Genomic DNA, 11,721 nt, shown 5'->3' with positions numbered 1-11,721 from the left:
CCGCGGACTACCCGCTGCCGACCCCGACGCCGGGTTCGGCCCCGCCCGGCGACGCCGGCGGCACGGCGGGCTCCGTGCCCTGGACCGGCGCGCTGAAGTACAGCCCGGCCACCATGGCGCACAGCACCAGGGCGGCCACGCCGAGCAGCAGCCACACCACCCAGCGCCCGGGCCGGTCGTCGTCGCCCCAGGCGTCGTCGGTGCCGAAGCACCGCAGGTGGTCGTCGAGGTCCGGATCGTCCTTGGCCAGGGCGTTCTCGATCTCGGCGAGGATCCGCCGCTCGTTCTCACGCAGTGACATCGCACCCTCCTCGCCGTCTCCGCGGCCCGCGGCTGCCGCCGCCGCGCACCCGACCGCGTCTTTGATGTGGTTCTAACCGCGCTCCACCGGCGCACGCGTGCGCGGGTGAGAATTCGTGTCGGAATACGAGACGCGGGAGCGCCCCGCCGTTCCGGCGCCGCATCACAGGTACAGGCCCGGCCGGCGCTCGTCGGTCCCCAGCCCCCGGGCCGTTGCGGGCACATCGGCGGCGAGCAGCTCGCGCAGCGCCCCGGGATCGGTGCTTCCGGTGAGAGCCAGGCGGGCCGCCTGGTTGGCGGCGGTCCGCTCGAAGACCGCCTCGGCCAGCAGGCCGTTGCCCGCCGAGGCGGAGCGGGGCGTGCGGGCCAGGCAGGCCGCCACGGCCTCCGACACGCCCGGCGCGGGTGCGAACCCGGCCTCGCGGGCGCGCTCGGCGACGACGGCGGCCAACTCGGCGTCGGTGTAGTCGGGGAAGTGCATGCGCCGGGAGACGAGAGCGGCGAGGTCGGGATAGGCGTCCAGGAGCGCTCCCAGCTCCTCGCGCCCGCCCGCCAGCACCACGACCAGGTCGTGGCGGAGCTCGGCCATGCGCCGGGCCAGTGCCTCCACCGTCTCGGCCGCGGGCGGGGCGCCCGGCCGGTGGACGCCGAGCCGGTGCGCCTGCGGCACGAACAGCACACCGCCGAGGGCGGCGGCGACGGCCTCCTCAAGGGGCGCTCCGCGTTCGGCGGAGGGCGCGGTGAGCGTGTGCGGCTCCGCGCGCACGAAGTGGCCCGAGCTGAGCAGTCCCCGGTGGCCGAAGATCCCGCCCAGCAGCGCCGCCACCGTGGACTTGGCCGTACCCGGGTTGCCGGTGAAGGCCATGTGCCCGGGCGCGGCCGCGGCATGCACGCCGGCGTCGCGGCGGGCCTCCTCCACGCGGGCGCGCGCCTCCAGTTCGCGCACCTCCCGCTTGATGCGGTCATGGCCGACCAGCCCCGCCAGCTTGGCCAGCGGGTCGCCCGGCGGCACGGCGCTCACTCGGCCGCTGGCGGTGACCGGGATGTCGGCGGGCCGCAGCTCGCGCAGACCCTCGGCGGCGCCGTCGCCGCCCTCGGTGATGCGCCGGGCCTGCAGTGCGGTGGCGCGCTCCAGCAGGTTGCGCACCAGACGCGCGTTGCCGAACGAGCCGTCGCGGGGCGCGGAGCGCAGCACGTGGCGCACCCGGGCGGCGGTGCCGGCGCCCACGGACAGACCGGCGCCGGCCGCCATCGACGCGAAGATGGCCGACAGCTCGTCCTCGTCGTAGTCGGCGAAGCGCAGGTGGCGGGGGAAGCGGGAGGCCACACCGGGGTTGGAGGCCAGGAACCCCGCCATCCGCTCCTCGTAGCCGGCGACGACCACCACGAGGTCGTCGCGGTGGTCCTCCATCAGCTTGAGCAGGGTGGCGACGGCCTCGCCCCCGAAGTCGTTGCCCGACCGGGAGTCGGTGAGCGTGTAGGCCTCGTCGATGAACAGCACCCCGCCCACGGCCGTGCGCACGGCCTTCTCCACGCGCGGCGCGGTCTGGCCGATGTACTCGGCGACCAGGTCGGCCCGGCTCGTCTCGACCAGGTGGCCCGACGCCAGCAGCCCCAGCTCGGCGTAGATCTCGCCGAGCAGGCGGGCGACCGTGGTCTTCGCGGTGCCCGGGTTGCCCATGAACACCATGTGGCGGGCCGGCGAGGAGACCGGCGCTCCGTCGGCCCCGCGAAGCCGCTCGGCGCGCGCCTCGGCGGCGTAGAGCGCGATCTCGCGCTTGACGGTGTCCAGGCCGACCAGGCGGTGCAGCTCGCGCATCGCCCTGCCGTCGGCACCGCCCTCGGCCGCCGGGCCGGGGTCGGTTGCGCCGGAGGGGTGTGCGGCGGGTCCGGTATCGGGCTCGCCGGGCCGCGCGGCCGCGGGCGCACCGGGCGCGTGGGCGCCGGTGCGCGGCACCGCCGACTCGGGGATGTCGCAGGGCAGCAGCAGGCGCAGCTCCTCGGCCGCGGCGTCCTCGCCCAGCCCCGCGGCGCGGCGGCCCTGCAGCGACGCGGCGCGGTCGGCCAGCGCGCGGGCGGCGCGCGCGTTGCCGAAGGAGGGCCCGCGAGCGGTCCGGTGCAGCACCCGGGCCGCCTTCTCCCGCGTGCCCTCGCCAAGTGCGAACCCGGCGCCCGTCGCGGCGGCGGCGAAGATGTCGGTGAGCTCGGCCGCGGTGTAGTCGGCGAACGCCAGCCGGTGCGGGAACCGCGCCGCCAGGCGCGGGTTGGCGGCCAGGAAGTGCCCGATGTCGCGCTCGCCGCCGGACAGCACGACCGCGAACTCCCCCGCCCGGTCCTCCATGTGCTTGAGCAGCGCGGTGATGGCGTCGAGGCCCAGGCCCCGGCCCGACTCGGACTCGGTGAGGGTGTGGGCCTCGTCCACGAGCAGCACCCCGCCCAGGGCGGACGTGACGACCTGCTCGACGCGGGAGGGCGTCTGGCTCAGCGACTCGCCGACCAGGTCGGCGCGGCCGACCTCGACCAGGTGGCCGGAGGAGAGCACGCCCACCCCCGCGTACAGGGAGCCGAGGACGCGGGCGACGGCGGACTTGGCGGTCCCGGGCCCGCCGGTGAAGACCAGGTGGCGCGAGGGCGGCGCGGTCTCCACGCCCGCGGCGGCGCGGCGGCGCTCGGCGCGCGCCTCGTCGGCGTAGGCGCGGATCTCCCGCTTGACCTGCTCCAGCCCCACGAGCGCGTCCAGCTCGGCCAGCGCCTGTTCGGCGGCGTCGCCGACCTCGCCGGTCCCGTCACCCGCCGCCCGAGGCCCGCCGGCCGCGCCCTCCGTGCCGCGGGGCAGCGCGGCGGGCACGCCCGAGGGCCGCCGCGGAGGGCGCCCGTAGCGGCGCAGGTCCTGCTGGAAGCCCATGACGGGCAGCGGGATCGACCGCGACGGCTTCTGCAGGACGCTCTCCTCGCTGGAGCCCAGCGCGGCGGCGCACCTGCTGCCCATGTCCAGCCAGGCGCGCGCGGCGTCGAGCTCGCCGGCCAGCGCGGCCTGCCACAGCCAGGTGCGCACCCGGCTCATCCAGCTTCGCTGCTGGTAGCCGTCGCGCTCGTCGTCGAACCGCTCCGCCTGCTCGCCGAAGGCATCCGCGTCCAGGACCACGCTGGCGATGGGAGGCAGGCTGGGCAGCCGCAGCGCCTGGCAGAGGTCGGCGACGGCGTCCTCGACGCCGGGCACGTCGTGGGCGACGGCGGCGACGCGCTCGTGGGCGGCCGCGAACCCGGTGAAGGCCCACCGCAGGAAGTCGGCGGGCGGCGCGAACTCCGGCATTGCGGCGAGGACGTCGTCGTCGGCCGCGGCCATCCACGCCTTGCGCACCTCCCGCGGGCTGCGGGTGAGGTCGCTCTCGCGGGCGCCGGGGTCCTCGGCGCGCCGGCGGTGCAGCCGCAGCAGCGCGTCGCGGCGGTCCTCCCAGGGCGCGATGCCCTCGACCGCCTCGATCAGCTCGCGCACGAGGTCGAGGTCGGTCTCGCGGCGCTCCCGGTCCGTGGACTCGAACAGCTCGTAGCAGGGCGGCAGGCGCAGGTTGTCGAAGATCGACTGCGTGGGGTCGGTGGAGGTGTCGGAGTTGGGCAGGTGCTCGGCGGTGAGGGCGGCGGGCAGCCGGGCGTAGTGGCCGGCGTTGATCCGCAGCGTTCCGGAGAGCATGATGACCTGCTGCAGCGCTTCCTGTGCCATGGGGTCGCGCTTGCGGCGGCCGTCCGCGCGGTAGGGGCGGGCCCGCGGGTCGTCCAGGATCTTGCCGATGCGCCGGGCGAGCTCGTCGACGAGCCCGTCGGGCACCCGCCACGGGCCGTAGGAGTACACGTCCAGCACCGGTTCGTCGGTCAGGAGCAGCTCCAAGTGCTCGGGCAGGCGGATGGCCGTCAACCTGGCTCCTTCTTCTCTGCCGCGGCGGCGCGGGTGGGCGCGCAGCCGGAGCGCGTGTCGGGGGTGCGCGGGCGCGGCGCGGGAGCAGGGGCGCCGCGGGGGTGCGTCGTTCCGGGGTCACCGCAGGCCGCCGCCCGCGCCGGCCGCGGTGCCGCCGGACGGAGCCCGCTCCGCCGCACCGCTTCGCTACCGCCGCCGGGTGGCGGGCGGCGCGCGCTCGGCGGGCCTATCCGGGGGAGAGCCGGGCGGCGGGTCCGGGGGCGCTTTCGGCGCGGTAGTCGTCCAGCACGGTGACGTGGTAGCGGACCGGGCCCTCGGCGGGGTCGGTGTCGGTGAAGGCGCGCTCCGCGTCGGCGCCGGTGACGGCGAGCAGGTGCGAGGCGTCGGCGAGGGCGCAGGGGTCGTCGCCCTCCCCGGGGACCCGGTACACGGCGTAGAACCGGGCGCCCTTGGCCTTGTTCCAGCTCAGTCGGACCTCGCCGGAGGAGGTCCGTTCGGCGTCGAGCTCGGTGACGGGCGCGGGCGCGGAGCGGCCGCCGGAGTCGGCCGCCGGCGGCAGCGCCGGCCGGCTGTAGTACTCCTCGCCCACGGCGCCCATGGCCTTCTCGGCGCGGCCGGTCAGGTCGCTGATGGAGAAGTAGAGGTCGCCGCCGACCTCGCCGTGCTGGGCGTTGAGCTCGAGCTGGCGGGTCAGCGCGCCGCGGCCGCGGAAGCCCTTCTCGCCGACGCGGTAGGCCGCCTGGCCGATGTAGAGGTCGACGCCGGTGCCGGAGACCTGTTCGGACCACCAGGGGACCAGCTCGGCGTAGTCGGCGACGCCGTATCCGCGCGGCCAGTAGAGCTGGGGCACGATGTAGTCGACGGTGCCGTCGCGGATCCAGGCCAGGGTGTCGGCGTACTGGGCGCTGTAGGACTCCAGTCCCTCGGTGTCGGAGCCGGCGGGGTCGCTGTCGGCGTTGCGCCAGATGCCGAAGGGCGAGATCCCGAACCGCACCCAGGGCTTGGTTTGCTGGATGCGCTCGTGGACCTCGGAGACGAGGGTGTCGACGTTGTCGCGCCTCCAGTCGGCGCGGCTGTCGAAGCCGCCGCCGTGGCGCTTGAAGCTGCGGTCGTCGTCGAACTTTTCGCCCTCGGCGGGGTAGGGGTAGAAGTAGTCGTCGAAGTGGACCCCGTCGATGTCGTAGCGGTCGACCACGTCGAGGACGACGTCGCCGACCCATTCGCGCACGTCGGGGTTGCCCGGGTCCAGGTAGCCCTGGTCGGCGTACTCGATCAGCCAGCCGGGGTGCTTGCGCGCCGGGTGGTCGGGGTCGAGGTTCTCCAGGTCGGGGTCCTTCCAGCCGACCCGGTAGGGGTTGAACCAGGCGTGCAGCTCGATGCCGCGCCGGTGGGCCTCCTCGACGGCGAAGGCGAGCGGGTCGTAGCCGGGGTCGCCGCCCTGCTCGCCGGTGAGGTAGCGGGCCCAGGGCTCCTTGGCGGAGGCGTAGAGGGCGTCGGCGGTGGGGCGCACGTGCAGGAAGACGGCGTTGAGGCCGAGGCCCTGGGCGCGGTCGAGCATGTCGCGCAGTTCCCGCTGCTGCTCCTCCCGGTCCAGCCCGGCCTCGGAGGGCCAGTCGATGTTGCGGACGCTGGCGATCCAGGCGCCGCGCATCTGGCGCTTGGGATGGGCGGGGTCGGCGGTGCAGTCGTCGGGGACGGGCATGGTGCCCCGCGCCTGCGGCGAGGCGGCGTCCTGGCCGGGGCCGGGGCCGGGGGCGGACCAGGGAACGCAGGCGCCCAGCAGCGGCATCGTGGCGGCCGCGGCCGCAATGCCGAGCAGCATCCGTCGCATATGTCCCTTTACCTCCCGGTCAATCCTCTTTAGACATTGCTGACAAGAATACGGGGCGGCGTTGACCGGCGTGTCACTTTCGGCCGAGACCGATCACGGCACGGCCGCGGCGCCGCGCGGCGGACCGCGAGCGGTTTCGACCGCATATCGGGTAAACCGCCGGTCACGGTCGGATTTGGGACCGCAAGAACCTAGGATTGGCCGTTGTGAGGGCCACACCGAACGAGCAGCCGAGTCTGGCCGTACGCACAGCGCCGCTGGAGGAGGACGGCGACCTCCTCGCGCGCCTGCCCGCGGCCGCGCCGCTGGCGTGGCTGCGCCGCGGCGAGGGGCTGGTCGGCTGGGGCGAGGCCGCCCGCGTCGACCTGCCCGCCGAGGCCGCGGCGCAGGGCACCGCCCGCTTCGCTGAGGCGGCCCGGGCGCTGCGGCGCCTGATGGACCGCGCCGAGGTCGACGACGGCGTGCGGGTGCCCGGAAGCGGCCCGGTGGCCTTCGGCGGCTTCACCTTCGACGCGCGCTCCGGCGGCTCCGCGCTGATCGTGCCGCGCGTGGTCGTGGGCCGGCGCGGCGGCCGGTCCTGGATCACCACGGCCGCCCCCGCCGGCGGGCCGCCCGGCGGGGATCCGCGTCCGGACGTCTCCGCGCCCGCGCCCGTGGGTCCGCTGTCGTGGAGCGCGGGAGTGCTGTCCGCCGACGCGTGGGGCGCCGCCGTGGGCGCCGCGGTCGAGCGCATCCGCGCCGGGGAGCTGGAGAAGGTGGTGATGGCACGCGACGTCGTCGCCGCGGCCGAGCGCCCCGTCGACGTCCGCACCCTGCTCGCGCGGCTGGCCCGCGACTACCCGGACTGCTACACGTTCTCGGTGGACGGCATGGTCGGCGCCACCCCCGAACTGCTGCTGCGCCGCGAGGGCGACGAGGTCGCCTCTCTGGTGCTGGCCGGCACCCGCCCGCGCGGCGCCTCGCCCGAGGAGGACGCGCGCCTGGCGGCGGAGCTGGAGGAGTCGGCCAAGGACCGCGAGGAGCACCGGTACGCGATCGACTCGCTGCGCGCCACGCTCGCCCCCCTGTGCGACGCGGTGGAGGCGCCCGAGCGGCCCCGGCTGCTGCGGCTGGCCAACGTCCAGCACCTCGCCTCGCCCACCCGGGCCCGCCTGCGGCCGGGGGTCTCGACCCTGGACGTGGTGGCGGCGATGCACCCCACCGCCGCCGTCGGCGGTACGCCCACGGCGGCGGCCGTGGAGATGATCCGCGAGCTGGAGGGCATGGACCGCGGCCGCTACGCCGGCCCGGTCGGCTGGATCGACGGCGCGGGCAACGGCGAGTTCGGCATCGCCTTGCGCTGCGCCCAGGTCCGGGACCGCCAAGCGCGGCTGTTCTCCGGCTGCGGCATCGTCTCGGGCTCCGACCCGCGGGCCGAGGTCGCCGAGTCCGAGTCCAAGCTGCGGGTCATGCGCGAGGCCCTGACCGACTGAGGTACCCCGCCCCGACCGGGTACGCCCCGGGGCGTGTTCGACGGGTGGCTGTCCTCCTGCGCGGAGCCCCGGCACCACTCCCGCTGCGCTCTCCTGCGTCGGCGGGGGGCGGCCTCTATCGCAGCCGCGCCCGGCGCTTCGCGCCCCGGGCCCGCGGCCGCACCCGCGTGCGCCGCCCGCAACGGAGGGACCCGTCGAACACGCCCCTAGTCGACGGCCTCGAAGTCGGCGAAGTCGAAGCCGGGCGAGACGAAGCAGCTGACCAGCGCCTCCTGGTCGGCCAGCGGATGCGCGGCCTGCCAGGTGCCGGCCGGGACGAGCGCCTGCAGCACCTGCCCGCCGTGGATGTCGGTACCCAGGGTCAGGGTCCGCTCCTGCTCGGGGCGCTCCCCGCTGCCGCCCAGGGACAGCGCGAGCGGCCCGCCGCGGTTGAAGACCCACATCTCGTCGGAGCGCACCCGGTGCCAGCGCGACCGCTCGCCGGGGTTGAGCAGGAAGTGGATTCCGGTGGCGGTGGAGCGCTCGCCCGGGTAGCCCTCGGGCCGCACCCGGACCGCGGCGCGCCAGGTCTCGCCGAACCACCCGCCTTCGGGATGGGGCAGCAGGCCCAGCCGCTCGGCTGTGGCGCCCCGCTGATCGACCGAGACGAACACGCCCCGGGGATCGCGGCGCAGATAGCGCACGCCGACCACCGCCTCGCGCGGGACGGGTCCGTAGATGTGCGGGAACAGGGCGTCGGCAGCCACGCCCGGCGGCGGGGCCGGTGACGCGGCTTCCCACCGCACCTCGGCGTCCAGCCGTTCGGTGTCGAGGACCAGGACCGCCTGGGGCTCGGCCGTCTCGGAGTAGAGGGCGTTGGCGACGGCGAGGACCGTGGCGTCGTCGGGTGAGGCGTGCACGAACCCCTCGGTTGCCAGCGACGCCGGCGCGATCGCCCCTTCGCCGTCGCGCCAGGTGGCGACGTCCGTCATGTGCAACAAATACCGCATGGTGGGCAAAGCTAGCAGAGCGGCGCCGCGCCCGGAGCGGGCGCGGCGGGGCGGGGCTCAGTCCTCCAGCGCGGCCTCGACGGCCTGCTGCACGGTGCGGCGCAGCGCGGCGGAGTCGGCGCGGCCGGTACACACCTCGACGATCCGCAGCCCCTCCCCCAGCAGCGCCTTGGGCAGGTCGGAGGCCCACTCCAGGTGCGTGTAGGGCACGTCGGCCATCTGGGCCACCCGCTCCATCGAGACCCCGTGCGGCGTACCGAACAGCCGCTCGAAGCGGGGGTGGCCGGCCTGTTCGAGGCCGGAGAAGATGCCGCCGCCGTCGTTGTTGACCGCCACCAGGGCCAGGTCCGGGCGCGGCTCGCCGAGGCCCAGCACCAGGCCGTTCTGGTCGTGCAGCATCGCCAGGTCGCCCAGCAGCGCGTAGCCGCCTCCGCCGCCCGCGCGCTGGTGGGCCAGCGCCGCGCCCACGGCGGAGGAGACCGTGCCGTCGATCCCGCTGACCCCGCGGTTGCCGATGATCCGCGCGCCGCACCGCGCGCTCATCGCCGCGTCGAGGTCGCGGATGGGCATGCTCGACCCGGCGAACAGCAGCGTGCCGTTGGGCGCCTGAGCGGCCAGGTCGCGCGCGAGGCGGATCTCGCTGAGGGCCTCCTCGGCATCGAGGACGCCGTCGACCGCGGCGCGCGCCCGGCGCTCGGCCTCCCGCCAGGAGCGCGCCCATCCGGTGTCGGGCCGGGCGCCGGCGGGCGCGGCGACGGCCGGGACCGTGTCGGTGGCGGTGCGCACGGGGTCGGCGAAGCGGCCCGTGCCCACCGCGAAGTGCCGCTCGGCGCGGCCCAGGTAGGCCAGCAGCTGGCGCGAGAGCCCGGGGCGCCCCGCGGTCACCACCAGCTCCGGCTCGTGCTCGGCCGCGAACCGGGGGGAGGCCAGCAGATGGCGGTAGGCCGAGACCGCGTCGCCGCGGCGCGCGTTGGAGGTGGGCTCGGCCAGCAGCGGCCAGCCGGTCTGCGCGGCCAGGGCGAGGTAGGGGATCGGGTCGTAGTCGCCGTCGCCGCAGACCACCACACCGCGCTCCACCGCCGGCAGCTCCACCGGCTCGGGCCCGCGGGGCGCCGCGTGCCGCGCGATCCACGGCCGTCCCGACGGGCGCCCGATCAGCGGCTCCGGCCAGTCGTCGGCGGCCGCCAGGGCCTCGGCGACGGGGTCGGCGGCCGACGGGGACTCGCCCGGCGCGGGCAGCGCCGTCTCGGGCACGAGCGGCTCGCGGAAAGCGAGGTTGAGGTGCACGGGCCCGGGGCGCTCCGTGCCGGCCGCCGACCACGCGCGGCAGGCCAGCGACCTCCAGTAGGCGGTCATGCCCGCGACCGGTTCGGGGGTGCCCACCTCGGTGAACATCCGCACGGCCGAGCCGAACAGGCCGATCTGGTCCACCGTCTGGTTGGCGCCGGTGCCGCGCAGCTCCGGAGGGCGGTCGGCGGTGAGGACGAGCAGCGGCACGCCGCTCTCGTCGGCCTCGAGCACGGCGGGGTGGAAGTTGGCCGCCGCGGTCCCCGAGGTGCACACCAGTGCGGCCGGGAGGCGCTGTGTGCGGGCCAGGCCGACGGCGAGGTAGGCCGCCGACCGCTCGTCGACCCGGACGTGCACGCGGACGTCCGGGTGGGCGGCCAGGGCCAGCGCCAGCGGAGTGGAGCGCGACCCCGGCGCGACGACGGCCTCGGACAGCCCGCACCGGGCCAGTTCGTCGACGAGGACGCGCGCCAGAGCGGTAGACGGGTTCATGCGGTCTCTCTAGTTCGTCAAAGTGTGGACAAGTGTCGGCGCACCCGCCGGGGCCCCGCCCCGGGTCCGCGAAACGGTACGCCCGCCCGCGCATCGGCCGGCTCGGCGCCGCGGCGCGCCGGAAGGCGTCCGGCTGAGCGGCCGGACCGTGTCGGCGCGACGTAAACGCCGGGTCTCGCGTCGTACAACGGACCGCGGCTCGGTGTTCGTCCTCCCAGGCCGAAGAACCACCCCGAGTGTGACCGGAATCGCCATACCCGCGCTGCCGGAATCGGCGGAGGCGCCGGGGCGCACTGCTCCGCCTCGTCGTCCCCCTCCCCCGTCGGCGCGGCGCGCCTTCCTCTCCGAAGGGGGTACCCGATCTCACGCGTTCAACCGGGGGAGCGGAAAAACTCGGTCAATCTCCGCCCGCCCGCGGACCGGGGCCGCTCACCGGCGCCCGGCGTGCTCGGCGGCCCGGGCCCGGCGCAGCCAGGGTTCGGTTCCCGCCTCGACGGCGGCGAGCCGGTGCTCGTCGACCGCGGGCCGGCGCACCGGGATGCAGCCGTCGTCCTCGGGCAGCAGCGGATCAGCGGTGACGTCGGCTTCGAGCAGGCGCATCGTCGCCAGGCCGCAGGCGTAGGGCAGCTCGGGCAGCGCCGCGGCCAGCGCCACGCCGGCCGCCAGCCCGACCGAGGTCTCCACGGCGCTGGAGACCACCACCGGCAGGCCGCAGGCCGCGGCCACCTCCAGCGCGGACCGCACGCCGCCCAGCGGCTGCACCTTGAGCACGACGATGTCGGCGGCGCCGGCGGCGCGCACCCGCACAGGGTCCTCGGCACGCCGGATCGACTCGTCGGCGGCCACGGGCACCCCGCTGCGGCGGCGCACCTGCGCCAGCTCCTCCAGACTCGCGCAGGGCTGCTCCACGTACTCCAGGTCGAACCGCGCCAGCTCGGCCAGCATCCGCACCGCGGTGTCGACGTCCCAGCCGCCGTTGACGTCGATGCGCACCCTGCCGCCGGGGCCGATCGCGTCGCGCACCGCCTCGACCCGCGCGATGTCGTCGGCCGGGCCCTGCCCGGCCTCGGCGACCTTCACCTTGGCCGTGGAGCACCCGCCCTCGGCCACGATGCGGGCCGCCTGCTCGGGCCCCACAGCGGGGACCGTGGCGTTGACGGGGACCCGGTCGCGCACGGGGGCGGGCCAGCCCAGGTCGGCGGCCTCGCGGCAGGCCGCCCACCACCGGGCGCACTCGGGGGGCCCGTACTCGGGGAAGGGCGAGAACTCGCCCCAGCCCGCCGGCCCGCGCACCAGCAGTCCTTCGCGCACGTCCAGCCCCCGGAACCGGGTGCGCATGGGTATTGCGTATGCGCGCGCCTCGGCCGTGCCGCTGTGGCCCAAACCGCCTCCCGCCGAGGTGTGCCTGCCTGCTCGTGTGTGCCGGGCCGCCGGGAC

The 11,721-nt window shown here is 76.3% G+C and carries 7 protein-coding genes; 1 reads left to right on the top strand and 6 read right to left on the bottom strand.

Features of this window, described 5'->3' with window-relative positions; all coding sequences use genetic code 11:
* Positions 1 to 7: 7 nt before the first annotated feature.
* The 3 genes from ABEA15_RS05125 to ABEA15_RS05115 all read right to left on the bottom strand — a co-directional run bounded on the left by ABEA15_RS05125 (position 8) and on the right by ABEA15_RS05115 (position 6,035).
* Positions 8 to 301 (bottom strand): DUF3040 domain-containing protein, encoded by a 294-nt coding sequence (locus ABEA15_RS05125; RefSeq protein ID WP_344143796.1) that lies wholly within the window; start codon positions 299 to 301, stop codon positions 8 to 10.
* Between the two features lie 162 nt (positions 302 to 463).
* Positions 464 to 4,213, bottom strand: coding sequence for an AAA family ATPase (locus ABEA15_RS05120; protein ID WP_345555685.1), 3,750 nt, complete (start codon positions 4,211 to 4,213; stop codon positions 464 to 466).
* A gap of 226 nt (positions 4,214 to 4,439) precedes the next feature.
* Positions 4,440 to 6,035, bottom strand: coding sequence for a glycoside hydrolase family 10-like protein (locus ABEA15_RS05115; RefSeq protein WP_425579360.1), 1,596 nt, complete (start codon positions 6,033 to 6,035; stop codon positions 4,440 to 4,442).
* 206 nt (positions 6,036 to 6,241) lie between these two features.
* Between ABEA15_RS05115 and ABEA15_RS05110 the strand changes: the two genes are divergently transcribed.
* The gene (locus ABEA15_RS05110; protein ID WP_345555683.1) at positions 6,242 to 7,516 is read left to right on the top strand and encodes an isochorismate synthase; all 1,275 of its coding nucleotides are present in this window, start codon (positions 6,242 to 6,244) and stop codon (positions 7,514 to 7,516) included.
* Between the two features lie 206 nt (positions 7,517 to 7,722).
* On the opposite strand, the gene ABEA15_RS05105 is transcribed toward ABEA15_RS05110, so the two are convergent.
* The 3 genes from ABEA15_RS05105 to ABEA15_RS05095 all read right to left on the bottom strand — a co-directional run bounded on the left by ABEA15_RS05105 (position 7,723) and on the right by ABEA15_RS05095 (position 11,667).
* Complete coding sequence (locus ABEA15_RS05105; protein WP_345555682.1) at positions 7,723 to 8,505, bottom strand: cupin domain-containing protein; 783 nt, start codon at positions 8,503 to 8,505, stop codon at positions 7,723 to 7,725.
* Positions 8,506 to 8,562: 57 nt separating this feature from the next.
* Positions 8,563 to 10,284, bottom strand: a complete 1,722-nt coding sequence (gene menD / locus ABEA15_RS05100) for a 2-succinyl-5-enolpyruvyl-6-hydroxy-3-cyclohexene-1-carboxylic-acid synthase (RefSeq protein WP_345555681.1) — start codon at positions 10,282 to 10,284, stop codon at positions 8,563 to 8,565.
* Positions 10,285 to 10,713: 429 nt separating this feature from the next.
* A complete protein-coding gene (locus tag ABEA15_RS05095; RefSeq protein ID WP_345555680.1) occupies positions 10,714 to 11,667 on the bottom strand; it encodes an o-succinylbenzoate synthase in 954 nt (317 codons plus the stop codon).
* Between the last annotated feature and the right edge of the window lie 54 nt (positions 11,668 to 11,721).

It is taken from the genome of Streptomonospora halophila, from assembly GCF_039542725.1.
In the GTDB taxonomy this organism is placed as follows: Bacteria; Actinomycetota; Actinomycetes; order Streptosporangiales; family Streptosporangiaceae; genus Streptomonospora; species Streptomonospora halophila.
Note: the sequence above shows the minus strand (reverse complement) of the source record. Positions and strands in the feature narration are given on the sequence as shown.